The organism is Fundidesulfovibrio putealis DSM 16056, assembly GCF_000429325.1.
GTDB classification, from domain to species: domain Bacteria; phylum Desulfobacterota; class Desulfovibrionia; order Desulfovibrionales; family Desulfovibrionaceae; genus Fundidesulfovibrio; species Fundidesulfovibrio putealis.
The window spans coordinates 488474-514923 of the sequence record NZ_KE386885.1 but is presented as its reverse complement, the minus strand read 5'-3'; the positions used below and the strand labels follow the sequence as shown (position 1 = coordinate 514923).

At 57.2% G+C, this 26450-nt stretch carries 19 protein-coding genes; 17 read left to right on the top strand and 2 right to left on the bottom strand.

Translation table 11 applies throughout. The features are described from left to right. Positions 1-3 precede the first annotated feature (3 nt). Positions 4-699 carry an amino acid ABC transporter permease gene (locus G453_RS0119070; RefSeq protein ID WP_027192318.1) on the top strand — a complete coding sequence of 232 codons (696 nt, stop codon included), beginning with the start codon at positions 4-6 and terminating at the stop codon, positions 697-699. Here the strand turns inward: G453_RS0119070 and G453_RS0119065 are convergent, their stop codons facing one another. After that, the gene (locus G453_RS0119065; protein WP_027192317.1) at positions 700-3690 is read right to left on the bottom strand and encodes a glycosyltransferase family 39 protein; all 2991 of its coding nucleotides are present in this window, start codon (positions 3688-3690) and stop codon (positions 700-702) included. 330 nt (positions 3691-4020) lie between these two features. Here G453_RS0119065 and G453_RS0119060 point away from each other — a divergent pair, with 330 nt between their 5' ends. Both G453_RS0119060 and G453_RS0119050 read left to right on the top strand, forming a co-directional pair. Continuing rightward, positions 4021-5136, top strand: coding sequence for a DegT/DnrJ/EryC1/StrS family aminotransferase (locus tag G453_RS0119060; protein ID WP_027192316.1), 1116 nt, complete (start codon positions 4021-4023; stop codon positions 5134-5136). Between the two features lie 291 nt (positions 5137-5427). After that, positions 5428-7251 (top strand): hypothetical protein, encoded by a 1824-nt coding sequence (locus G453_RS0119050; protein ID WP_027192315.1) that lies wholly within the window; start codon positions 5428-5430, stop codon positions 7249-7251. A 153-nt stretch (positions 7252-7404) separates the two neighbouring features. Here G453_RS0119050 and G453_RS28220 read toward each other — a convergent pair whose 3' ends face one another. Continuing rightward, positions 7405-7917: a hypothetical protein gene (locus G453_RS28220; RefSeq protein WP_156921020.1), complete on the bottom strand. Its 513-nt coding sequence runs from the start codon at positions 7915-7917 to the stop codon at positions 7405-7407. Here G453_RS28220 and G453_RS0119040 point away from each other — a divergent pair. The 14 genes from G453_RS0119040 (at position 7858) to G453_RS0118970 (ending at position 26115) form a co-directional block, all read left to right on the top strand. Beyond that, entirely contained in the window at positions 7858-9888 is a 2031-nt protein-coding gene (locus G453_RS0119040) for a hypothetical protein (protein WP_156921019.1), read from the top strand. The genes G453_RS28220 and G453_RS0119040 overlap by 60 nt on opposite strands. Positions 9889-10174: 286 nt before the next feature. Continuing rightward, positions 10175-12076, top strand: coding sequence for an asparagine synthase (glutamine-hydrolyzing) (asnB, locus tag G453_RS0119035; RefSeq protein ID WP_027192312.1), 1902 nt, complete (start codon positions 10175-10177; stop codon positions 12074-12076). 79 nt (positions 12077-12155) lie between these two features. Further along, entirely contained in the window at positions 12156-13610 is a 1455-nt protein-coding gene (locus tag G453_RS0119030; RefSeq protein ID WP_027192311.1) for a B12-binding domain-containing radical SAM protein, read from the top strand. Further along, positions 13582-14565 (top strand): glycosyltransferase family 2 protein, encoded by a 984-nt coding sequence (locus G453_RS25275; RefSeq protein WP_156921018.1) that lies wholly within the window; start codon positions 13582-13584, stop codon positions 14563-14565. Before G453_RS0119030 ends, G453_RS25275 begins: the two co-directional genes overlap by 29 nt. Further along, positions 14555-15511, top strand: a complete 957-nt coding sequence (locus tag G453_RS0119020; protein ID WP_027192310.1) for a hypothetical protein — start codon at positions 14555-14557, stop codon at positions 15509-15511. The genes G453_RS25275 and G453_RS0119020 overlap by 11 nt, the downstream gene beginning before the upstream one ends. Continuing rightward, positions 15498-15689: a hypothetical protein gene (locus tag G453_RS0119015; protein ID WP_169725373.1), complete on the top strand. Its 192-nt coding sequence runs from the start codon at positions 15498-15500 to the stop codon at positions 15687-15689. The genes G453_RS0119020 and G453_RS0119015 overlap by 14 nt, the downstream gene beginning before the upstream one ends. Before the next feature lie 6 nt (positions 15690-15695). Next, positions 15696-17462, top strand: a complete 1767-nt coding sequence (locus G453_RS0119010) for a hypothetical protein (RefSeq protein WP_156921017.1) — start codon at positions 15696-15698, stop codon at positions 17460-17462. Further along, entirely contained in the window at positions 17459-18289 is an 831-nt protein-coding gene (locus G453_RS28215) for a hypothetical protein (protein ID WP_156921016.1), read from the top strand. Before G453_RS0119010 ends, G453_RS28215 begins: the two co-directional genes overlap by 4 nt. 15 nt (positions 18290-18304) lie before the next feature. Further along, positions 18305-19474 (top strand): lysylphosphatidylglycerol synthase transmembrane domain-containing protein, encoded by a 1170-nt coding sequence (locus tag G453_RS0118995; RefSeq protein ID WP_084502568.1) that lies wholly within the window; start codon positions 18305-18307, stop codon positions 19472-19474. 561 nt (positions 19475-20035) lie between these two features. Continuing rightward, positions 20036-21280 (top strand): class I SAM-dependent methyltransferase, encoded by a 1245-nt coding sequence (locus tag G453_RS0118990; protein WP_027192304.1) that lies wholly within the window; start codon positions 20036-20038, stop codon positions 21278-21280. Then, complete coding sequence (locus G453_RS0118985) at positions 21277-22221, top strand: GDP-mannose 4,6-dehydratase (protein WP_027192303.1); 945 nt, start codon at positions 21277-21279, stop codon at positions 22219-22221. Before G453_RS0118990 ends, G453_RS0118985 begins: the two co-directional genes overlap by 4 nt. Next, on the top strand, positions 22218-23642 hold the full coding sequence (locus tag G453_RS26750) for a glycosyltransferase (RefSeq protein ID WP_051272633.1): 1425 nt from the start codon (positions 22218-22220) through the stop codon (positions 23640-23642). The genes G453_RS0118985 and G453_RS26750 overlap by 4 nt, the downstream gene beginning before the upstream one ends. A gap of 110 nt (positions 23643-23752) precedes the next feature. After that, entirely contained in the window at positions 23753-24655 is a 903-nt protein-coding gene (locus tag G453_RS0118975; protein WP_027192302.1) for a class I SAM-dependent methyltransferase, read from the top strand. Positions 24656-24747: 92 nt separating this feature from the next. Further along, positions 24748-26115, top strand: coding sequence for a hypothetical protein (locus G453_RS0118970; RefSeq protein ID WP_027192301.1), 1368 nt, complete (start codon positions 24748-24750; stop codon positions 26113-26115). Positions 26116-26450 lie beyond the last annotated feature (335 nt).

Here is a 26450-nt window from a genome sequence, read left to right as displayed (position 1 = left end):
GCCATGCATTGGGACGTTGTCTGGAACAATTTCGACTATTTTCTCTGGGGAGCCTACCCCAAAGGCCCGCTGGGCGGATTGGCCATGTCCATCCTCATGGCCCTAGGCGGCATCTTCGGGGCGTTCTGGCTTGGCCTGCTGATCGGCGTGTGCAGGCTCTCCAAGCGCGTGTGGTTGCGCGCCCCGGCCATGGTCTACATCGAGATCATCCGAGGCACGCCGCTGCTCATGGTCATCTTCTGGTTCTACTTCCTGGCCCCGGTGATCATGGGCAAGAGCCTGCCGGACTGGCAGTCTGCCATCATCGCGCTCATCGTGTTCACCAGCGCCTACATCGCGGAGATCGTGCGCGCGGGCGTACTCTCGCTGCCCAAGGGCCAGATGGAGGCCGCGCGCGGCTCCGGACTCTCGCACGTGCAGACCATGATCTACATCATCCTGCCCCAGGCGCTCTTCAACATGATCCCCTCCTTCGTGAACCAGTTCGTCTCGCTCACCAAGGACACCTCCCTGGCCTACATCATCGGCGTGAGCGAGCTCACCAAGACCGCCACCCAGGTCAACAGCCGCACCATGAAGGCTCCCTTCGAGATCTTCATCACCGTGGCCGCCCTGTACTTCCTGGTCTGCTTCGTGCTGACCGAGCTGTCGCGCCGACTGGAGACCAAGATCAACCGCTATCAGGCCAGGGGGCGGTAATCAGCGGGTTCTTTTGAGCGAATCAGGGAACTGCAACCGTTCCCTGAGAAGCATGACGTCCAACGGTTCCGGATTGGATATGTTCAGATTCGTCGGCCAGGATTCAACGGCTACGAACAGGCTTTGCGGACTTGAAAGCCGAAAATCAAGCCGCATCGCGGCGTCATGAGCCGACCAGAGTTGTGCATCCTGCCCGGACAGTTCGAAGCGGATCAAAACCCTGGATGCCGGTTGATCCAGGCCAACCATCGTATACTGCGGGATCTTGAGCCCTTCCCAACGCCCTGAGGCCTCCCCCCTGTAGATGTTGATCTCACGCCAGTCGGTCCCGTTTGTCGAAAGAAGAGTCCGGACCGTGTTCCTGCCATCCGGCGCGCTCACCACTCGAGGATACGCCAACACCCGTACGAAGCGGACCGGAAAGCCCAAGCTGGCCCCGTATGTGACTGAGCAAGGCCTTGGAGAGTCGCACGTGATGCAGTCCTCGTCGGGTATTTTCCTTGCTCCGGAGAGGCTCTCAACCTTGGCTGCGTCGAACTCCTGCCGGGTGAACAGTGGAGTCAGGGTTAACTCCGCCTCCCCTGCGTCCGTCATGGTGAACACACCGGGAGATTTGCTCGAAACCGGAACGACCAGCCGGGATTTTCCGAGTTCAACCTGCGGGTTGTCCATGACCCCCGACAGCCTCAGGGTTCGTATACTGCGTGCGGCGTCAGGCACGGACTCCAATGTTGAGCCATGAGAGGGACGAACCCGTACATACGGGTTCGCCAGTGCCGGATCATACAACTCCACGCCAGGGTTGCCGTCCGGATAGCGAAGAACTCGTACAGGCGTTGCGTTGGGATTTTCGCGCATGAATGATGCGCGCTCCTGGGGCGTGCCAACGTCGCCCGCAGTGACCACTCCGTCCACACTGAACGCATATAACGCGTTGGAGAGCACCAGTTGGCGCCCAGGCGTCCACGCCGCCAGGGGAATGCGGGACAAGGTTTCCGAGAGACCCCGCACTTTGGAATGCGCGGGCCCGGCCTGGACCAGGCGCATCTGCATCCCGCTTATCTCGATTGCGCCCGCGCGCATGCTTGGACCGAAGTCGATGCGGAGACGCACATCCTCCGCACCCGCAAGATGCCCTGTAAGATCCATCTCAATTTTCGCATGACGGACCTTAAGCTGGTCTGCAGGCAGAAGACGACCCGATTCATCCTTGAAATCATGAATGGACGCTTCACGTACAGTTTTGATTTCACCCGAACCGGCAGCGACTCCAATTCTGACCACTGCGTCGGAGTCTTCTCCCGCATTGAGGACAAGCGCCAAATCAAGGGTCAGCTGCGCCGAAGACACGGTGTTTTGATTCAAGGAGCGAAAGAGATACTCGCACCACCCGCTACGGCCGGCATCGTACGGCGTGAGTACCTTATGCTCCAATGAAAGCCCCACATTATGGCTCTCGTGAACGTCTTCCAGAAAACGCATGGTCGTAAAATCGTCGCCGTAGACGAATGATCCCGAATCGTCAGGGGCGATGGGGACCACGCCTGCGCGGGCCACCCCCAGGGAAACGATCTCGGTGTCCACAATGCGACCCCGGCTGACCGCCCCCTGCAAACCGGCCACGTTGACGGAACGGGGGGATATCATGAAGGCCCGAAAATATCCTGCGCCGGAGATCTGTCGAACATCGGAAAACGTTTCGCCTGCATACCATCCAGCGATCAGCTTCAACTGACGAGGATGGGCGAACAGGAGAACGTCCATATTGTTTCTGTTCTCCATCAGGTACGACATGAGCTGTTTGTAGCTGGAAGACTCGCGGGAATAATACTCGCCCAAGCTCTCAAGATTCGGAGCGCTCACGAGCACGCAAACCACGCCTGCAACCACTGCCCGGGCTGCGAAGATGGCAGGTCCCGCGCCAAAGATGCACCGCCCCAACATGACGATGCATTCAGCGAGAAAATGCCCGCCAAAAAGAACAAGAAACATGAACACAGGAAAGACATAGCGGGAACTCAGGTCCATCCGGGTCTGGGCCAACACGATCGCGGCTACAGGCATGAAGCCCCAGAGCGCCATCATGAGAGGAAAAGCTGGACCCTGGCGTACTACAGCCACTGCAAATCCCGACACCCCAAGCCCAGCCAGTAGCCAACCCGCCGGGAAGTCGCCACGGTAGGCGAACGAGGCGAATTCCTTGAGTGTCCCTGCGACGAACGAGAAGGGAATTGTCTGCGACTGAGAAGGGGCTTGCAACGCCTTGAACAGCACGGCCTGCGAGGATGCCCAGGGTAGATACGCCATGACAGCGCAGCCTAGCGCAAGGGCAAGCCACCCTGCGATTCTGAGGGACTCTCCGCGCTTCGTCCTGTCACAAACTGAACGCATGGCGAGAAACCCGGCCGCAAACAGCATCTGCGCCGACACAAGAATTGTGGCCATGTACGACGTGTAGAACATGGCGGCAACCAGACCGCCATACACGAGAGCCATTCGTATCCGGGCCTGCATCAGCACCAAGCGCAACACGTGAAGGGCCAGGATGTTCTCCAGCATGAACAGGGCGTACGGCCGGAGCTCTCTGCTGTAGTGAATATGGTAGACCGACAGGGCCAGGAGCAAGGCGCACGCCAGCGCACTCAGCCTTCCGAGCGGACCCCTGGCCAGAACGTAGAGCGCCGGAACGGTGGCCACTCCGGCGAGCAGGCCGGGCAGGCGCAGGACCGCATCAGAGCCGCCAGCGAGCAAAAGGGCATGCGTAATGATGTGGTGCAGGGGGGGGAACATCTCCACGATGACGTCCGAGGGACCGAAGTTCTTCAGGACGAGCAGGCTTTCGCCAAGCGGACGCAAGGATGCGCCCAGGGTTATGAACTCGTCCCACCACAGTGAGGCCTGGCCGGAATGCGCGAGTCGCAACCAAGCCGCAAGAGCCGTGATCACCAAGAGAAGGAGAATGTCGGCAGTTTTTTCTGAAAGCGGTTTCACGGTCTTGTTTTGCCTGGAATGGATGTCCGCAGGCCACTGCGGCGGGAAGAGGTTGCAGACTGGTGAGTGCCGAAGCAAACACCACAAATTGCCTACGGGGAAGTGCTCCCTTTCTCAAGTGCTGAGTACCGTTTCTCGCCAGGGTGAGGGGAGATGCCTTCACGAGTGTCTGTAAGGTGCGCAACTCCGTAATCGGACGCCGGACAAGCATCGCAGGCAACAATGTCGGCCTGGACTTCCCGTAAGCTATCTGACAAGAACGCGCCAATTGCCTGCTGGTTCACGGGCGTCCCGCCGTGTACTGGAGCATGGGCATTCCGCGAGGGGATCATGAAAGTCGAATTTTACCGCCACGGCCTGGACGAGGCGGACATCGCCAACGTGGTAAAGGTCCTGAACTCAATCTTTCTGAGCACCGGTCCAGTCACAGCCGAATTCGAAGGCAAGTTCGCGGCCTACACCGGACTTGCGAACGTAGTGGCGCTCAACTCCTGTACGGCGGCCATGCACATGACCCTAACCGCTCTGGGCGTCGGCCCGGGCGACGAGGTCATCACCAGCGCCATGACCTTCCTGGCTTCCGCCACCAGCGCCCAGCACGCCGGAGCGACCCCCGTGCTGGTCGATGTGGACCCGGCTACGGGCTGCATCGACCCTGGCGCTGTGGGAGCGGCCATCACCCCCCGGACCAAGGCCATCATTCCCGTGCACCTGTACGGCACCATGTGCGACATGACGGCCCTGCGGGCCATCGCCGACAAGCACGGCCTGTTCATCGTAGAGGACTGCGCGCACTGCATTGAGGGCGAACGCGACGGCGTGCGTCCAGGCCACCTCTCCGACGCAGCCTGCTACAGCTTCTACGCCACAAAAAACCTGGCCTGCGGGGAAGGCGGGGCAGTGGCCACGCGCAACGAAGACCTCGCCAAGGCAATCAAGATGGTCTCCCTGCATGGAATGACCAGGAACGCCGCAAGCCGGTACCACGGCGCATACCAGCACTGGGATATGTTGCGGCTTGGCTGGAAGTGCAACCTGGACGACATCCACTCTGCCCTGCTTGTAAGCCAGTTGGACCGACTGGACGCCAGTTGGACCCGTCGGCATGAACTCTACCAGCACTACGAGCGAGGCTTTGGCGCCACCCCCCATATCCAAAGGCCCGCAGTGGTGGGCAAAAGCGGCCACCACCTTTATACTGTCTGGGTGGCTCTGGAACGGCGGGACGAGGTTCTGCACTCACTCCAGCAGCAAGGGGTCGGGGTAGCGGTCAACTTCCGGGCCATCCACCTGCTCACCTACTTCAGGGACACCTTCGGCTACAAACGCGGCGACTTTCCCAACGCCGAGTTGATCGGTGACAGCACCATCTCGTTGCCGTTTTATCCCAAGATGCGCGACGAAGAGGTGGATTACGTGGTGGAGCAGGTACTGAAAGTGGTGTGAAGGGGAAAGGCTCACGCTTGCCCAGAGGTGGTATCCAGTTTTCGGACAGGCCATCGGCTTAATAAGACGTACCAGTTGTACCCTTATGCCGTTGGCGGGGGGGCAGGGACGGATTGATCCCGGTCTTGATTACTGAGACAGGATCATATTTTCTCTGACATGTATGATTCAAGATCAAATTCAGTCAATTGCTTTGACGTATCTGGCCTCTGCCGACTTCACGCTAAACATGGCCCAGCACAAGTGCTTTTCAAATATCCTTGCCGTGCTTTTTCGCTATCTGGGGGTTTCATGACCAAGCCCATTGCAAAATCTCTCCTCTATTTCACCCTATCCATCATTGCTCTAACTGCTCTTTTCCAACATTATCCACATCTTACGGGATATTCTGACAACACCCGCTTCAACCATATGTATCGGCTCATCGACATGATGAACGCCGGTCACTTCATGCAGGTGCGTGAAGGCACCTCCATCAATGCTGACCTTTATGACGACCCCGGGTTAGGTGCCTTGGCAGTCATGTATATTTGGATCGTCAAAACATTTTTCGATCCATCTTACGTAGCTGACTGGCACATCGTATACTATATCCAATTCGCACTCTACGCCCTTGTACTCGCTGCCTGTTGCGCAGCTTCAGACTCGATAGTCCTGGTCGCGCTTACGCTTATTTCCATATGCACATCATTCACATTGGGGCCAGTTTTATGGCAAAATCTCTACGGATACTGGTCATACTTATGCTATTGGGTTCCTGCGCTGGCAGTTATCATCACCTATATTTCGGTTGCTTCCCTCTGGTTTGAGGATAAACTACGAAAACGCTCTCTTCCACTTCTCACGGTTTTTCTTGGACTGATGACGGGAACACTTGGGTTATTGCGGCAGGATGCGGCACTGGTGGCCCAAGGTGCCATTGCCCTGATCATCTTATTCGAAGGGTTCAGGATTCTGCACTTTTATATAAATAAAACACCCAATAATGCCACAAGCCCTGTCAAACCGTCTTTCAGAATGCTTGTATTCTCTCTAATTTTCTTTTCTGCAACTACAATTCCATCCTTCACCTTCCGGGAAATACTGCGTCTTCACCAAGTTGTCACCGGTACGAATCATGCCATTGCCCAGGGCGTTCACGGAATGTGGCACTCCCTCTACATCGGACTTGGACATTACCCGAACAAATATGGCATCAAATATGACGATTCCGTTGGCGCTGAGCACGCGTTGCAAGAGGACCCTCAGGCCACCTTTGCAAGCGAAAAGTACATGCCCACCATCCGCATTTTGTATCTAAGGATCCTGACTAACGATCCAGCGTTTTTCTTCAAAACAACATTTCGCAAACATGTCGAGGCGATAGAGACGATGGGAGGAGTCAAGCTGGTTGTATTTTTCCTGGCCTTATCGCTCACTCATTTTTATTTTTCCCGGGGGAAATACTATTCGTTTCTCAAGTCTTTCTTTCCCATATGGATGCTTATCATCGCCAGCATTCCCCCGACATTAACCATCCCCCATCCCAATTACATCCTTGCCGGACGGATGGCATTAGTCTGTGGCTTCTTATTCCTGTCATTCAACATCATCATCCTGACATACAAACGCACAATAGCACTCGGGCTTCATCTTTTAAAATATATATACGCGCATCGCCTACCTGCCACCATTCTTGCCGCCATCTTGATCACCGGACTACTCCTTGCAGAGAGACACTTGACGCAAATCAACATAGGAACGGCCAAAAAGGACCTAGTATTTCTCTCACAGATCGTTCAAATAGCGAAAATAAAAACTGGACTGCCACTGCCCTCCATCACAGGAAACAGTTGTTCGGAATGCCCATGCCGCAGCCTGAACAATTCGCGGAACGACAATGAGGACGATGTCTGCTACGCAAACTGGAGAAAAGCCCTTGTCGCCATCTGGATGGCCGCAGCAGGACAGTCTCCATTCAATGAAGACGGCCGGCTTGTCCTGGAAACACGCCTGATCCACGATCCATGGGGAAGCCCGTACGGCCTGGACGAAAATGCGGAATCCATTCGATCCGCCGGAGTTGACGGCATCATGTACAACGATGACGATATCACCCTCTCTCTCCGTCCATAAGTGACCGTAAATATGCTCAAACGCAGCATTCGCGGATCGACTATCATCATTATTGCAACGGCAATCCTACTTTCGTTGGCCTTTAACGCCATGGCCCCCAGCCTCCGGTGCGGCCTGAGAGCGTTTGCCCCCACGAACCAATGCTTGCAGAAATCATACTTTTTCTCGTGCACCAACGTCCGTCAACGCATAGAGCATGCAAAGTTTTACAATGTCAAAGTCGAGCCAACGGATATCGAGGGATGGAAAATGTACACCGCAGCCGATCCTGAAAAAAACGCATACATTTTCCTGACTGTCTGCAAGGATCGATCGCAGATGATTTTCTACCCCAGGGTTTCCCAACCGCAAAGCATGGTCACCGTCTATTCTCAAGACGGCCAGCATAAGCGGAAGCTCTTCCATATAGGTGCCCGGGGCCAGGGATGGACTGAGGTCGGGATGCAGTATGCCCTTGATCTGTCCTGCATTGGTCCCGGTGATCTGGACAAAGACGCCGACATTCCACTGGTCGTCGTTCTTCAAGGGAAATGGGCCCAACTCTGGTTCAAAGACGACGGCGTTTTCTTCTAACATTTCGAATTTATACAACAACGAACAGAAACCATGACCGTTAATGAAAAAAGCCGTGATGCTGCCGCAGGACACTCCTGCAATATTATTCATGAAGGGATTTCCTGGCGCTTAAATAGTACCAGCATCGTTCATGTGGCGGTGGTCTTATTTTGCCTTCTCGATATTGCCGTCTTGCTGCATTTAAGCTCGGCAGCCACCATCACCTGGGATACCGCTCACTACATGCTCAGCTACCAGCAGGGCACGTTCAATGAATTGATGACCATCGCGGTGCCGCTTATCCCCAAGCTCCTCTGGTGGATTGAGCCGGGCATCACCGACTACCGGCTGTATAGATACGCCTTGTCCGTTCTGCTGACACTCCCGTTGGCCCTGACCCTGTGGCGCTTCGTCTCGCAGCGGGGGGACGGCGGTGCCAACCCAAACGGATGGGAGATCCTTTCCTGGACCACAACACTCCTTCTGTCTTGTTTTCTCGGCAACGCCATCCTCATTCAGTTCTGGCCTTTGGGGCACCATGACCTAACTTCTTGGATTTACATGCTTGCAGCGTGCCTGTATCTCTGGGCGATGGGCGGAGACAGGCCTTCCTTCAAGACGCTCCCCGTTTGTTTAGGCATCTTGAGCGGCTTCCAGCTTCTGATCAAGATACCATGCGTGGGTGGACTGTTGGCCTTTTTTGCCCTCTATGTCCTTTATTTTCTCCCCAAGGGGCGAAAACTATCAGGCGTAGGCCTTTTTGTCTTCGGCTTCCTGGCGGCCCTGGGTTTTCTCCTTATCTTCATTTCTCCGCTCAAAGACATCCTGGCCGCCATTGAGCCGTCGAAGATACGATTTGGCGGGGCCTACGGGTCTGCCAAACTGAGTCCCGTGCAGGTTCTCTCCAATCAATTCATTGAGTTTGTCTCGTTTCTCGGATCGTTTTTCCTGCACTATTGGCCCTTGCTCTTCTTGACCGCCCTTCTGACAGCCATTTCCGGTCGGTGGCGACACCTCTGCCAGGGAACTCTGGTCAGGCCGACCCGGCTGCTTTTGCCGGTTGTGGTGACTACGCCGCTTTGGGTGACCGTGGTCTGTGTCCTGGCTGTCGCGACTATCGATCCAAGCCTGATCGAAAGCCTCGCCTTGCCGTTTTTCCCCCAGCGCTATGGCGTGCTCAGCGACTATGGCCTCCCTCTGGCCGAGTATGTGCTTCTCTTCTTCGCGGCCTGCCTGCTTGACCAGCTCATAAACCGCACGACCGATCAAGCCTGGTCTGCTCCTGTGGGTTTCGTGGCAATTGTTCTGGCCGCCATCCCATTTTTCATGGCCGCCGGCAGTTCCCAAGCCCTTATGCACTACATTCAAGAGGGCAGTTGGAGTTTCGTGGCCCTGGCCCTGTTCGGCCTCTTTCTTCTGAAGCGGCCAGCGACAGGCGACCGCACTTTCCATGTCGTGGTTCTTTGTCTGTTTCTCATCGTACAGCAATATAAATACACCACATGGATGTCCTACCAGTTATGCCTGGACAAGGAACTGGCTTCCGGCGAGTCTCGAAACCTGATTGTTCCTACGTCCGAATGCGCGACCCCTCCTCTGCTGCGCTACACTACTCCTGTTCCGGGGCTGCACCGCAGCAAGGGGCTCCTGTTCACAAACGAACAGGCAAAATTTTACAACACCCTCAATGAGATGTTACGCCAAGCAGGATTCAGGCCCGGAGACAACATCCTCGGCTTCTACGGCCTGGGCGGCCCGGTCTACCTCCTGGGCGGCCGGTCTCCGGGAACGCCAACCTACTATCCGGCTGGCATACTCGGCCCGGATTTCAACTCCCGGATGCTGGCCCTGGCAGCATCCGGGGAAATCCGGTCTTCGTTTCTTCTCATCAATGAGCCGCTGACGCCGGATATACTTGCAGTCTTGCAGCAGCATGGGCTGAGCGTCGAGAACGACTATCTCCTGATCGGCCGTTTGCCTCAACCCGACTGCCTCGACACCGAGTGCTTCAGTGCCAAGGATGGTCAGAAGTATACCATTTCCGTCTATGCCCCAAAAACGGGCGACCGGGCGGCCTATTGAAAAACAAGGGGAATACGCTTACACTTTTTTCAGAACAATGCAGAGATCGGCTTAGCGAACAACGGCAACGCTGCGGAACGGGCCCTGTTTTGACGACGCCTGAATGCGTCCGAGCCGAGCCTTTTGACCGTCGGTTCCCGCTACGGCATATTCACAGAACCTGCGAGCACCTCCCCTTGTAGCGGAGCGGACACCTCTCCGCCTGCGGTCTCTCTTCCGGGAGATCCTCAACAACGGAAAGCGTAATTTTCATCTCAACCAGGCTCCACGAAAGACAAGGCAAATTATGTGCGGTATCTGCGGTTTCCGCTCCCGAAGCGCCATCTCCCTGGAAACAATGCTTGGCGCCATCTCCCACAGAGGCCCCGACGGCAACGGGATCTTCCGTGACGGAGATATAAGCCTCGGCCATACCCGGCTCGCCATCATCGACGTGGCCGGCGGCAGCCAGCCGATGCGAAGCCCGGACGGCACCGTCACCCTGGTGTTCAATGGCGAAATATACAACTTCAAGACCTTGCGCGCCGAACTTGTCTGCCAGGGACACCAATTCAGAACGTCCTCCGATACGGAGGTGCTTTTGGCCATGTACATGGCCTTCGGCACGGGCATGCTGTCCCACCTCGAAGGCATGTTCGCATTCGTCATCCATGACTCCCGCACCGACCTGCTGTTCGGCGCCAGAGATCGCTTCGGCATAAAGCCCTTCTACTATACCTGGAACAACGGAACCTTTGCCTTCGCCTCCGAGATCAAGGCCTTGCTGGCTGCCGGAGCCTGCCGCCCAGTTGGCAATCCCACCGCTGCAGCCCTGTATTTGACCCTCCGCTACATCCCTGGTCCTCAAACCGCTTTTGCCGACGTCATGAGTCTGCCGCCTGGTACATTCTTCACGCAGCGTGGTGAACACCAGCCCCGGCTGGAGACGTATTGGCGCCTACCAAACACCGACCAGACCCATCTGAACGAGAAGCAGGCCCAGGAACACTTTGATGATCTGTTACGCCGGGCAGTGGACAGCCACCTCATAAGCGACGTGCCCCTCGGCGCTTTTCTTTCTGGCGGTGTCGATTCCACCACCATCACCGCAATCATGGCCGGACTGGGCCACTCGCCGCTTGAGACCTTTACCGTGGACTTCCGGGGTGAACAGTCGGAGGCCACCGAGGCGGTACGAACCGCCCGCCACTTCGGCTGTGGACAGCACACGGTCCTTGTGCCGCCGGAGAGCTTCGGATTGTTTCCTGAACTGCTCTACCATTTGGACGCTCCCTTCGGGGATTCCATCCTTCTGCCCCTGTACCTGCTCTGCCTGGAGGCCGCCAAGCACGTGAAGGTGGTCCTGTCCGGCGACGGGGCAGACGAGACCATGCTCGGCTACATCCATCATGAGACCCTGGCCGGCCTGACCTCTCCCCTGGTCCGGATGGTGTCTCCCGTCTTGTCCCTGTTGTCGCGGCTCATTCCCCTGGTACCGATCGGGGCACTCGACCGGGCCTTCCACTACCCCGACTCCATGGGCACCCTGGGTCGAGCTCGACTGGCCAGACTCCTGGCAGAGGTCGGCTCTCCCGGCCGGGCCTACCTCCTTTTCGCCTCGGTTTTCGAGGAAGACGAGCGGCTGGCCTTGCTCGGACCGCGCCTGGCCGACGGCGAGGCGACGGCCCGCAGCGATTTCTTCGACCCCCTGCGCCGCACCATCGACACCGCGCCCGATCCCCTGGAAGCCGCCTACCGGCACGACCTCCGGTACTGGCTGCCGGATAACATCCTCATGAAACTCGACAAGATGACCATGGCTGTCGGCATCGAAGGACGGGTTCCTTTCCTGGACGACCGGTTCGCAAACTTTATCGTAAGCCTGCCTCGATCCCTGAAGCTCCGCACAGGGCAAGGAAAGCATCCCTTGCGCCGGTATTTCAACGCAAACATCAACATTCCCGGGCGCCCCCAGGGACGTAAGAAGGCTTTTTACTTTCCCTTGCAGGGCGCGTATGGGAAAGCGCTGGGAGCACTGGTGAACCGGTATCTGTCACCGGAGTCCATTGACCCGGCCATCCTCGACCCAGGGGCCGTGGCCAGGATCGTTTCTCGGGCCGAGACCTCTCCCCTGTTGGGCTTTAAACAGTTATTCACGCTTTTAGGATTCCAGATGTGGCAGGAACGCTTCGGCATCCGCTGGGACTAGCGGCGCGCCCGGGGAGGTGAACAACCGGAAGGGGTCCGGGCGTCCCTCCCCTTGATTCGAATAAAAGGACATTTTGTTTATGAAGACGTTACTGCTCAATCCCATGACCAGCCAAGCCGGAAACGTAGTCAGGGATGTGCTTTATGGCTGCTGGTGCAAGGGAAACCGCATCGGGGGCGGCACGGTGCCACCCTTCAATCTCCTCGTCCTCACTTCGCTGTTGCATCGTGAGGGCCTTGAAGCCGATTTCCTCGATGCCCAGGCCCTGCAACTCGGACCAGAAGGAGTTATTGGACGCTTGGCCGCATACGGCCTGGTGGTAATGTCCACCTCCACCATGAGCTTCACGGAGGACGCCGAATATCTCCTGAACCTCAAGCAGGCCCGCCCCGGTTTGCGCACGGCAGTGTTCGGCTCGCACCCGACCTTCATGCCCCGCTTCTGCCTGGCCCACCCTGGCATCGACTACGTCATCCTGCACGAGCCCGAGGAGACCGTTCTCGAACTGGTCCAGGCCCTGGACTCCGGTAGGAGCACAGACGCCATCTCCGGGCTCGGCTCCAGGGACACGGCAGGGGAACCGCGCATTCATGAACCCCGTCCTTTTCTCAAAAACCTGGACTGGCTGCCCCACCCGGACGTTGACCTCCTGCCGGCAGGCATCCACTATTTCAACCCGCTCGTACGCCGTATGCCCTACATGACCACGACCACGAGCAAAGGCTGTCCTGGGAAATGTGTATTCTGTACCGCCCCCACCTTTGATGGCAACATCTTCCGCCGCCAATCCCTGGACCACGTCATGGAGCAGTTGCGCTACTTCGTGTCCAAGGGCATCAAGGAAATTTATTTCCGGGACGACACCTTTTTTGTGGACCGCAAGCGCGACCATGCCATGTGCCGTGCCATCCTGGACGAAAAACTCGACCTCACCTGGATCGCTAACGCCCGGGTGAACATGATCGATGAAGAAACCATCGCTCTTGCCCGCCGGGCTGGATGCCACACCCTCAAATTCGGCGTGGAGTCCGGCTCTCAGGATATCCTTGACGGCATCAAGAAGGGTTACCGCCTGGAAGAAGGCCTGCGGGTCTTCGCGGCTACCCGCAAGCACGGTGTCGCTACCCATGCCCACACAATGATTGGCAACCCCGGCGATACGCTTGAAACCGTAGAGATGACCATCAACTATGTCCTGGCATTAAACCCCACGACTGCGACCTTTGGCATCTGCACGCCCTATCCCGGTACACCACTCTTCGAAGAAGTGCTCAAGGTAGCTCCCGAGATAACGGACGGCAGCCATACAGACCTGTCCAAACTCCACGTTGAGGGTCTCTTCAACGAATACTACTGCCACGTGGATAAGAAACAGCTGCCCAAACTCGTCCGCCAGGCTTACCGAAGGTTCTATATGCGTCCCAAATATTGGGTTCAATGCTTCCGTGAGAGTCTGCGGACCAGCCACGACGTAAAACGCGTGGCTTTGGCCTCTACGAGGCTTTTTGAATTTATCATTCAAGGGAAAGATTAATATGGTGCCTTTCAACCAAGTGTCCGTCGTCATCCCGGCATTCAACGAAGAAGAGTGCATCGGCCCGATCATCGAACGCATTCGGGCCGTGTCTCCAGAATTCGAAATAGTTGTTTGTTCGGACGGGTCCACCGACGCCACCGCTGCTCTCGCTCGCGAGGCAGGGGCTATCGTGACCGAGCACCGTTACAACATCGGCAACGGCGCGGCGGTTAAAAGCGGCGCCATCGCCGCCAGCCGTCCCTACTTGATCTTCATGGACAGCGACGGCCAGCACCAGCCTGAGGACATTCCGAAGCTGCTCAATGAAATGCCGGACTACGACATGGTCATCGCCTCCCGCACACGCGAGTGCCGCACCGATCCCGTACGCGACTTCGGCAACATCATGCTGCGCAAGGTGGCGGAGATCATCGGTGGCAAGCCCATCATGGATCTGACTTCGGGCTTCCGAGCCGTGCGGCGGGACTTGTTTTTCCTCTTTTCCCCCCTCTATCCACTGCGTTATTCTTACCCATCCACCATAACCCTGGCCCTGATCAACACAGGTCATTTCGTCAAGTTTCTGCCGCTCGACACCATCGTCCGGCGCGAACAGGGCACAAGCAACATCCGCCCGTTCCATGACGGGCTGAAATTTCTCAGAATCATCTTCCGCCTTTTCATGCTCTTCCGCCCGTTCAAAATCTTTTTTCCGATTTCCCTGACCTTGTTCGTTCTGGGTGCCGGGCTTGGAATATACCAGTTGTTTGCCACCCAAGGCATCCACAGCATGGCTGTCATCCTGCTTCTCGGCAGCCTTTTTTGTTTCGTCAACGGCCTGCTGGCCGAACAGATCTCCCAGATCCGCCTGAGCATGCTCAACCAACCGACTCCCTCGGGCTCCCTGTCTCCAGGCTCCACGAGCACGGCAGGCCCGGCCACCACTGCCCCGGGAGATTCCAGTGAATGTTGAGTCCCTGTTTTCAGGTCCAGCACTCGCCACTGTGCCCAGAGTACTCGGCTTTATTGACCGTGACCCGGAATCACCGACCTTTGGGTGCTGCGACCGGGCCTACTGGCACTACCGGCTCATTGATCTCGCCAACAGCCGAGCCCAGGAGGCGGGGCTTCTCCTGACTTTGGCATGGCAGTACCCCGGCCAGGACAACCCTTTTTTGGGCAAAGACATTCTCCTCGACTGGATACGGGGAGTGTGGCGGTTCTGGCTGTCCGCCCGAAATGCCGACGGATCAACCGTGGAGGTCTATCCCAACGAGCGGTCCTTTTGTGCCACGTCCTTCTCTGCCGCAGCCTTTGTGGATTCGGTCCGCCTCTTAGGCGGACCGGTCGGATTCGAGGAGGAACTGCGCTTGGCCGAGCCGACCTTTCGGTGGCTTGGCAACAATGCCAATTCCGACGTTGCCAACCAGATGGCCGCCTCCCTACACGCCCTTTCTGGCTATGCCGCTCTGACCGCCGACGCCGGTATGGCCGCTCTGGTGCGGGAACGAGGTGCGGAGGTGCGGGCCCTTCTTCGCGACGACGGAGCCTTTGTCGAGTACGGAGGCCTGGACGTCGGCTACCAGACCATTACCTTGAGCACCCTGACCGCTGTCTCCCGCCTCACTACGGAACTTCCCTGGCTTCCGGACGCCATCGGTCGGGGACTTTCCGCCGTGGAGCCGCGCATTGGGAATGCCGGAGAGGTCGACTGGCGCGGCAACAGCCGCCGGACCCAGTATGTCTATCCCCGAGCCCTGGCGGCCTTGGGGAGCCCGGCCATCTCGCGCCTAGCCGTCGGCCTCGAGGCTGGAAGCCTCATCAACCCGTGCTGGGTTGACGACCGCTACACCACGGCTTTTGCCGTGGACTATTTCCTGACCGCCATGGAGGTGCGCCATGCGCATGAGCACCCCTAAGCTCATCGCCCTGCGGCTTTTCAACATTACCTTTGGCCGGGTCGAACTGTGCACCAGCCTATTGCGAAAGGCCCTGATCTGGCGGTACGTGACCGCCCGTCCGGCCGCAAGCCGCTACTCCCCGACATCGAAGTTCTTCGAGATGGCGGAACTTTCCGGTCGCAGGCAACTCCCGTAAGTGCCCATGCCCGAAGTTGCCGCAGTGGCCCACAAACGCTCGCGCAGACTGAACCAAGTGCTTCGGCCAGTCGCTGTCCTCGCCGTGCTCTGCCTCGCAGTGAGCCTGCGTTGGTACAGGCTTGCCCAGAGCGTCCTCGAAGGGTTCGACGTATGGACCTACCTCAGATTGTCCTGGGAATGGGCCACTGTCGCGGTCCAGCCCGAGGCCGCTTATGCCAAAGCCGGGTTCGTTTTGCTCGGAGCCGCCGCAGGTGGGGTGTTCGGGTTTTCCGACCTCACTCTTCCCTTTCTGAATGCCTCACTGGACGTCCTCAATGCGGTTCTCGTACTCGTCTTGGCCCGGCTGGTTGGCATCGGATTCATCTCCGCCTGCGTGGCCATGCTCCTCTATGCCTGCCTGCCTACGGCGGTCATCGAGGCCCGCAACGGCCTGGCGCATCCGGCAAGTATCACCTTTGTCCTCTCCGCCTGCGCTCTACTCCTTGTCCGCACGAGCCTTCCGGTTTCCCGTATCACGGAGCGCTACGCAGCCGTCGTTGGGGCAGGGTTACTTGCCGGCTATGGCGGTCTCATCCACCCCACCGTCCTCCTCTGGACCCTGGCCCTGCCATTGATCCTGGTTCTCTACCACGCAACCTGCCTGAAAAGCCCGGCCTGGCTCATAGAAGACCTCCTCCTGTACGTCCTGGCCTGCACAGCACCATTTTGCGGCTTCGCACTCCTGGTCAAGAAAGAATCCGCCTTCTGGTACAAGGTGCAATCGTTTTGGCACAGCATCTTCGGACACGGTGATGACCCTGCCTACATGAAAGCCGGATTCACCTTTTCCCTGGAGAAGCTGCGGCATTACAGCGTGGATATGGTCTACGCTCATGTACTGACGCCAGCTCTGTTCTGGACCTTTTTGGCCCTGGCTCTCCTGGCAGCCTGGACTGGCCTGCGGCTTCACCGGGAAGGGCTGAGCTGGAGCGCGGCCGGGAAAATGCTGTTTCCTACTCCATTACCTTTGTTTTCCCTAGCCCTGATCTGTATATGCATCTATCTGGGCCTGATCGCCCGTATCAATGGCTTCGAGCAATGGTTCATGGGCGACCGTTTTTTCCTGCCCTTGGCCCCCTTCGCCATTCTCGGCGGGGCTGCGCTCCTCCAGGCAGCGTGCCAGGGCCTTCCCCGTGGCGGGCGGACCTTGCTTGTGGGTTTGACATGCACCGTGGCCCTGACATCCTTCTGGTCCCTTTTTCCGCAATACCTCTATGACCGACCGCCTTTCTACAAAGCCCTTCGCGACACGTTCCGGAAACAGGGTATCGTCACGGACACCAACCACAAGGTTCTGGTCGTTCCAGATGCCGGCAAGCATCCTATGGCTGTGGACTACTATTTTTCACCCTCCGATTTCGTGACAACCGGCATTCCTCAAAATGAAGAAACCTTCACCGCCTTCCTTGCGGAAAACCACATCCGCTATATCCTCTTTTCCCCAGTGGTCTATCTGCGTTTGACTTCACGCGAAGGTCAGCCCGCAGTCATGGCTTCGGAAGATCCGAAGGTAATGGCGGAGCTTACGGAGCAAGTGGCCTTTGTCACCCGTTTCCTCATGACCCGGCACGGCGTGCCCCGCCTGTGTCAGGAACTGGCCTGGCCAAAGGATATGTACTTGCGTCCGATGCGGCTCTACGCCATCGGTAACCACGACTACTCAGCCCACCTTGGGAGCCAGAATGGCCGCGACAATGCCTTCTGCCTGTTCGACCTGGGGACGCGCCAGTGATCCGAACATCTGAGCCCTTTGCCCATCAATTTCTGCGGGCCTGCCGCCTCTCACGGTTAGGACGGTCGGCCGAGGCAAGAGACGCCTACGTCGGACTGGCTCGCCTGGTTCGGATCGCCTCGAACCGGGGCAGCACCAAGGCCTTCGAGTTGGCTGTACGGTTGGAAGAAACCGCACCAACCTCTCCTCTGGAAAACCTGTGCGAGATGGCGGCACATCTTCTGGAAATTCAGGCACGGGAAGGCGTCTGCCCTGAAAGGCTCTCCAAACCGAAACACTCTGAAGAAATCCGGGCCATTTTCGTGGCCCGCCTCTTTTCCAGCTTGACCATGGGCGGCATCGCCCTTGTTGCAGTCCTCACCTTTGCCTTGTTTTTCACCCAGACGCGGAAACTTGAACGGACGCATCAGGCTCTGGCAGAACTGGGCGGCTTCCTGGCAGAGGCCAAGGCTGTAGGACATAGACCTCTCAAGGATATCTCCGGGAACACATGCACCGAATGTCCTTGCAAAGAGCGAGGACTGCTTGGCAATCTGCCAGAAGGGGACATCTGCCGGAGTAACTGGCGGATGGCATTGGACAAGGCCTATGCCGTGTTGCATGGCAGGAAGACGATCGATTGGACGGGCTTCGACCACCTGCCGAGCGATTGGAAGCGTGACGCCTGGGGCGCGCCCTATCTTCTTAACGAAAACGAAGGCGAAGGCGGTCCCGAGGACTGCACCAAGGACCAACTCCGTTCGGCTGGTCCGGACGGCCTGCCCGGTACGGCCGACGACCTGATCCTGGATTTGCCCTCCGAACTCTGCAAGGAAGGGAAATCCTGACCAAGCCACCTCCTTATGCCGCGATTACGCACCGCTTTGGTTTTCGCTGTGCCCTCGCACGGGGCCAGAAAAAGGGCTTTTACGGCACAACGCATGTCCGTCAGGGGAGTTGCACGGCGGCCGCAATGCGGCAACATAACGAGAGGCCATATGAATAGACGTTGGAAGACTTGGCTCGGAATGGTTCTGAGCCTTGGTCTCCTGGGCTGGATCGTGCTCTCTGTGGGGTTGGAAGATCTGGCTCTGAGCTTCGCCGGTATGGACTCTGCATGGATGTTTCCCATGGTAGGCCTGTTCGCTGCCGGTCTTATCCTTCGGGCCTGGCGATGGCAGTGCCTGCTCGCCCCGGCCAGAAAGGTCTCGATGAAGGACTGCGGCAACATCATCCTGGTGGGAAATTTCGCCAACAACCTCCTACCGGCCAAGGGCGGTGACGTAGCCAGGGCGGTGATTCTCTCCAGGTGCTGCGACGTTCGGTTCCTCTTCGGCCTGACTTCGGTCGCCGTGGAGCGAATCTTCGACGGCCTGGCCCTGCTCCTGATCCTTCAGGTTGCGGGCTTGGCCGTGAATCTGGCACCTACTTTCCGGAGCACCATGCGGGACATTTCCTTCGGCGCGGGAGCGCTGTTCATCGGTGCTCTTGCCGGACTTGTGGCCGCTAGAGCGTTTCCGGGCATGCTTGGGTGGTTTCGCGCCCTGGTTTCCAGGCTGCCCGGGAGCCTCGGATCAAAGGCCGCGCATATTGTGGCGGGCCTCCAGGATTCTCTCTTCTTCATCCGGCCGGACCGCGAGTTCACCGGGTTCGCAGCCCTGAGCCTTATTGTCTGGCTCATCGAGGGGCTCACCGTCTGGGCTGGCTTCCGTGCTTTCTCCGTGCCTGGCTCGGCTATCGACGCCTATTTCACGTTCGCCATCATGAACTTTGGAGGGCTCCTCCCATCGGCGCCGGGCAGTATCGGCATCCATCAGGCCAGTACAGTGCTGTCTTTCTCCATGCTCGACCTGCCCATGCAGGCGGCAATTCCGCTGTCTTTGGTGGTACAGGCTGTGCAAATTCTGTTTAATTCCATATTGGGCCTGGGAGCCATGCGTCAGCTGCATCTGAGCTTCTCATTTTTCCGATCGAAATGCACTGAGGCGGCTCCAAGCAGCGATAACAAACTGTCAACTCAGGATTTCTCCTGACAGAGTGCGGATTCAGGCGGTGGGCAAGCCAGTGATTTCTGAGGAAATCCGGCTTGAGACGCCTGGCCCTGAGTGGCTTGCAAATCAAGATAATTTCAGGCACTCTTACTACAGTTCTCTCGCACGGCCTGCATCCTGCACGGGGGCAGCGGCGGCCTCGCTGCCATTGCAATACTCACAGGATTGTTTCTAAACACCCAGCGACTGAGGCTGGCGGGTTTGAAACCTGCGGACTAAACGTACAGCTATAATTGGGCGGGTTGCACAGCTGGTGATTGTGAGTCTACCCTGTCGCTTTCGCGAACTGGGGAATGGTCACGAATATGATCCCGCTACCGGGATACATTCAACTGCCAGCTGAAAGCTGACCGAAAAAAACGGTGATTTAAACCCTTAGGTCCTGACGGCATCAAACACGACTGCGTAGCCAAGATTGGCAACGCCCCCTGGAATCTCGTTGCGTCGGCCTGGCTCCAAGTCAGCCAATCCACCTGGGGTCCTGGACCACACTTGCTTGCCCCTTGAGCAATACAAACTGGAATTCACCCTCCCGCACAGCACATGAAAGTAAAAAAGTCTCAAACCTGTCGCCTTTGCTCCGAGTCAAAGTTGACCGATCTGCTTGACCTTGGAGAACAGTGCCTGACCGGCGTCTTCCCGAAGACTCTGGATGCTGCGCTGACCAAGGGTCCGCTCCAACTCATGCTTTGTGACACGTGTGGCTTGATCCAGTTGCGCCACTCCTACGACATTAATGAAATGTACGGCAAGGAGTATGGATACAGGTCGGGTCTCAACCGCTCCATGGTTGATCATCTGCGGACAAAGGTCGAGAAATTGCACGAGCTCTGTCCGGTTGAAAATGGCGACCTCATCCTGGACATCGGTTCCAACGACGGGACGCTTCTTTCTTTTTACCCCCCTGGTCGCGCCACGCTGTGCGGCATGGACCCTTCCTCCGAACAGTTCCGGTCCTATTACAGGGAAGATATCAAGCTGGTGACGGACTTCTTTTCGGCCAAACGGTTTCGTCAGGAACATGGTGACGACGCCAAGGCCAAAATCATCACATCCATCGCCATGTTCTACGACCTTGAGCAACCTTTTGAATTCGTGCGACAGATCAAGGAAATCCTCCACCCGCAGGGGATATGGCACCTGGAACAAAGCTATCTGCCACTTATGCTTGAATCCAACGCCTACGACACCATCTGCCACGAACATCTTGAATATTATGGCCTGCGCCAGATCAAATGGCTGACGGACAGGGCGGGCCTTGAGATTCTGGATGTAGATCTCAACGGCACTAACGGAGGCAGCTTTGCCATCACTGTGTCTCATGTCGGCGCCGGATTTCCTTGCAACGAAAAGGCCATCGCTGCGTTGCTCGAATCCGAGCAAAAGGCGGGCCTGGACAAACCGGAAATCTACGCCCTTTTCGCGGACGCCATCAGCATCCATAAAACAGAATTGCTCAGAATGCTTGAGGACATCCGGGAACAAGGCAAGACCGTACTCGGCTATGGTGCTTCCACCAAGGGCAACGTCATTTTGCAGTATTGCGGTTTTACTCCCGACATGCTCCCGGCCATCGCCGAAGTGAATGCTTCCAAGTTCGGCGCCTACACTCCAGGCACAGGCATCCCCATCATTTCCGAGGCCGAGGCCAGGGCGCGCCGCCCCGACTATTTCCTTGTTTTCCCCTGGCACTTCCGGGATGCCATCGTGGCCCGGGAGCGCGAGTTCCTCGCCGGGGGGGGGAAATTGATCTTCCCCCTGCCACGGATTGAAATCGTCTCAAGATGAAGCGGGCTCTTATCGTGGGCTGTCGAGGCCAGGACGGGGTGTTGCTGCGAGAGTTTCTCGCGCGCCGTGGCTACTTGGTGACCGGTTTGGCCCGCCAAGCCGAAGAACGTCCGGACGGGACGCTCGGCTCGCCGACGTCCGTGCTCGATCCTTCCGCTATGGCCGCCCTCGTTGAACGCGTGGTGCCCCACGAAGTCTATTATCTGGCCGCCCTACACCACTCGTCGCAACAGGCTCCGAACACCTCGCAGCAATCCTTGTGGACGGCGAGCATGGACGTCAACGCCACAGGGCCGGTCCACGTCATGGAGGCCCTGCGCCAGCATACTCCTGAGGCTCGTTTTTTCTACGCAGGCAGTTGCCTCGCCTTCGGGAGTCCCCATGAAAGCCCCCAGACCGAACGCACTTGTCTGCGACCAGACTGCGTTTACGGCATCTCCAAGGCCGCCGGGAACCATGCAGTACGCCTGTATCGAGAAACACACGGCCTTTTTGCGGTGACGGGCATCCTTTTCAACCACGAGTCCCACCTACGCCCCGAGCATTTCCTTTCACGTAAGATCATGCACGCGGTCTGGCGCATCAAGCGCGGCCAGGAACACGAACTCACGCTCGGGGACCTGTCCGCCCAAACGGACTGGGGGTACGCGCCGGACTTTGTGGAAGCGTTCTGGCTAAGCCTCCAGGCCACGATCCCAGACGATTACGTGATCGCCACCGGTACGCCGCACAGGGTGCAAGACTGGGTGGAGGGGGCCTTTTCCCTGGCCGGACTCGCTTGGCAGGACTATGTGCGCGAAGACCAACAGCTGCTGCGGCGCAGACGAGGGCGGCTCGTCGGCGACATATCGCGCATCCGGGAAAGGTGCGGCTGGTCGCCGACCACGCCGTTCGGCCGGATGCTGGAGATACTCTTCAAGTATGAAGGACGTCATCATTGAGCCACTCCCGTCTTCTCATCTTCATCCCCACGTACAACGAACGCGGTAACGTGGAACGCATGGCACGGGAGATAAGCGAGCTAGATCTAGACGCTGATATCCTGTTTCTGGACGACAACTCCCCGGACCGCACTGGCGAGACCCTGGACCGGCTCGCTGCGCAAATCCCTCGAATGTCCGTCATCCACCGCTCGGGCAAACAGGGCATCGGGTCGGCCCACCAAATCGGTATCGCCTGGGCCTATGACGGGGGTTACGACGTCCTGATTAGCCTTGACTGCGACTTTACCCACGATCCCAAGGATATCCCCCGGCTCTTGGCTGCCCTGGAGGGCTATGATGTGGCCGTGGGGTCGCGCTATCTCAAACGAGGAAGCTTGCCGGGGTGGAACCTGGTACGCCGGAGTCTGACGCTTTTCGGGCATTTCTTGACGACTCGTCTGCTCGGCCTGCCCCAAGATGCCAGCGGCGCTTTCCGGGCCTACGACCTGCACCGGATTGACAGGGATCTCTTTTCGCTCGTTCCTTCGAGGAGCTATTCGTTTTTCTTTGAAAGCTTGTTTGTCCTGGCTCGAAACGGGCTGCAGATCAACGAGATTCCCATTGTCCTTCCAGCCCGGACTTACGGTAGTTCCAAACTGACCTTGAAGGATATTTTCGGCGGTGGCTCATATATTTTCTGGCTGACCCTGGCGTCGCTGCTCCACCCGGAACGTTTCCGGCTTTCCCGCGCCCCGGCACGCGCCGGGGGGCCCGGTTCCGCATGGGATGCATATTGGAGCCGCAAGGCGCACCCATCTCTGCTCGCCTACGACATGGTTGCCGCCGCCTACCGCTTGCTGGTGATCCGCCCGAATCTTGTTTATGCATTGCGCCGCGCTTTTCCGTGGGGGGGCCGTCTTCTCCATGCCGGCTGCGGATCGGGCCAGGCCGATGCCACCCTGCCTGGCGACTACGAAATTACGGCCGTGGACCTTTCCGCTGCCGCCCTGCGACTTTATGCACAAAACAATCCTACGAACCGACACGTGGCGCAGGGAAACATCTTCAAGCTTCCGTTCGCGGATGCCTCCTTCGACGGCGTCTACAACCTGGGGGTCATGGAACATTTCTCCGAATCGGACATCGAGGCCATCCTCCGAGAATTCCGACGTGTACTGCGTAGCGACGGCAAGGTGGTCATGTTCTGGCCACATTCCCGTGCCACCAGTGTGGCCGTGCTCGACGCCGTCCACGTGGTGTTGAAACATTTCGGACGGACCGGCAAGCTCCATCCGGACGAAATCACACTGCTAAAAGGCCGGGAGCACGCGCAAGCCCTCCTTAACCGGGCCGACCTGCGGCTGGTGGACTACCAATTTGGATGGCGGGACTTCTTTGTCCAGGCGGTGGTCGTCGGTACGGGAGATGGCACCAACTGAACCGGAGATCCGTTAAACATTACAAGAAACTCCAGTTGCGCAGTATTCGCAGGCGTGACTTGTCACAGCCGGCAAATCCACGGCGGGGTAGAACTGAAGTGGGATAGAGCATGAGGATACAAAAGCACAAGCTGCCTTGTTGCATATGCGGCGCGTACGAACCGGAGACGTTGTACCGCGACGAACTTAACGACACAGCGCCTGCAGTGGAATACAACTTCACGCCGGACACACGGAAGACTTACGCCATTGCAAAGTGTCGGCAGTGTGGACACATCTACACTGACCCCATGCCGCTCCTGGACGATGTCTATCAGGATTCCGAAGACGAAGTTTATTCGCAACACCGTGAACAACGTGAAAAATGTTTCCGCAAGCTGGCCCATCCTCTGTGGCGGGAGTTTCCTTCCGGTGACCTGTTAGACATCGGCTGCGCCACAGGCATCCTGCTTGACGTCATGGCCGAACGGTACCGGACCTTCGGCGTCGAGCCTTCGGCTTGGTCGCGCACCCAATGCGCCCCCCGGCATCACGTGGCAGCCTCACTTGACGCCTTTGCTGGACAGACCTTCGACATCATCACTCTGCTAGGAGTCATCGAGCATCTCTATACCCCTCAGACTCTTATAGCTGATATTTCCAAAATGTTGCGGCCAGGGGGGCTATTCTTGGTCTATACAGGCGACGTAGATGCCTGGCTGCCGCGCCTTCTGCGGAAAAAGTGGTGGTGGTATCAGGGAATGCACCTGCACTATTTTTCCAAGAAGAATCTCTCCCGGTTGCTTGGCCTTCACGGCCTGCGCACCATCCGAACCCTCAATATGCCCCTCTACTTTAAGGTGGAGTCCTTGTCCAAAAGCCTCAGCCGGTACGAAACCCTCCACCGCCTAGTGCACCCGATTTTATCGCTCCCCGTCATCAACAACCTGATGGTGCCCATGCCAATAAGCGGAGAATTACTCCTGGTGGCCCGCAAGGAAGCGAGTACCTCTAGGACTTGTTCACAAGGATAAGAGAGAAAAACGCCTAATCGTTCGTTTCGATTTCGTCAGGACTAGGTTTCTGTCTTGGACATGCCCCCAACGAATCTTGCCACAGGTGCGATATGACATTTTCCCAGTCACGCTGGTCAGTGCTGCTGCTCCTCTTAGTAGGAACGGCATACGCCATTGCCAACCTTCTCCTTCGCATACATGAGGTCTCGGGTTTCACACTCGTGGCGTACTTGCACCCTGACCAGCAGTTGCTGGACGAGCCTTGGCGGTTTCTGCTACCGTTTCACATCGGTGCCGGCTTTGTCCGGTGGAGCACGACCGGACTTGCGCTGCAGTATTTCCTTGAGCAGGCGAGTTCACCCGCTGCGGCTTATTATTGCCTCAATCTCCTGCTGGTCGCCGTCGCCGGCGCTTGTGCTTTCCGTGCCACTCAGTCGGTTTACGCTTGCGCCGTCTTCCTGCCGTTCGTCGCTTTTGGCTCACAATTCTACTGGTACTATCAAATAACAGCGGTTGGACTGTTTTATCTCGGCTATTGCTACATCCTTATTAACCTGTTGTGCGTCCATGAACTGCTTTTTAATACCACTTCATCCTCTCTCTGGCTTCGCGTTATATTCTTGCTCTCTCTTGTCTGTCTGGCTGTCTGGTTCGAACAGTGGCTCGACTACGGAGGTTTTCTGGTGGCACTCTGCATGTTAACTTTGTTTCTACGCAGAAAGCTAACCTATATCAACCATCGGCATTGTCTGTTTATCTTCGGCTCTACTCTCATTATTCTCTGCCTTTATTTGTTGGGGAAATTTCACTTTTCCTCGGTTCAAGAACACTTTCGAAAAGGGCGAGAAGCGGAGATGGTGCTAAACTATTTCTCCGACCTTCCATTTTGGCAGGCAGTACTGATGTCCGTTCACGACATGTTTTTCAACGCTGCGCGCTACCTTTTCATGAGTCTCATATCGCCTCTTATGTCCTTGGGTTGCCTGCCGGTTCTCCCCTTGTTCTCCGTCGGCCCAGCCAATGTGGCTGCGACACAAAACGGCTATCATCCTGAATGCACACAACTAACATACTACAGTCACCTATTTTCCTGGTATCTTCCGGTCGGCATGGCTTGCGTTCTTTTCGCGCAGGCGATCATAAAAAACCTCCGCACCTGTTTCCGTTCTTGTGAGAAAAGCAATTACATCACTATCGCCCTGCTCCTCATGCTGCTTTGCGGGTCTTTGACCCATAACTTCGTCAAGTTCCGTCCGTACAATTCTCAACCCTTTTTATACTACAAGGTAGCCCTTGGCGCCTTGGCCACTTACATTTTGTGCGCCCGGTACCTCTACATGAAGACCGTTGGCAAAAGTCTCCGTATCAAAGTTCTGGTTTGTCTCTTCCTTTCATCGTGCCTTGTCGGCAATGCGCTGACGTTCCATGAACTCATGATTTTTATGCGCGACAACGTATACAGTTGCGAGCGCCGCTAAACTCCGCTTCCGTTTATACGGGCCATTTAATGGTGAGTGTTCTGGACGCTGTAAACTTCCTGTTGAACAGCGTGCAATATTGATCCCCTCTTGAGATAAACCGCGCCGAATTTTGACCCCCGTCTGCGAACTCCTATCCTGCTTTTGAACGCAAAGGCAGGAGGGAAGAACAGGAGATGCTCACGGTGGAAACGATCAGAAGGTGCGGATGATGGCGCTCCGTTGACCTTTCCCCCAAAACGCCGACAACCATTGTGAAATTGTAGCATCCGAATATTCGCAAGAAAAAAACACTCGCAAAGGGCATTAACTTCCCGAAGGCACCCACAATGTAC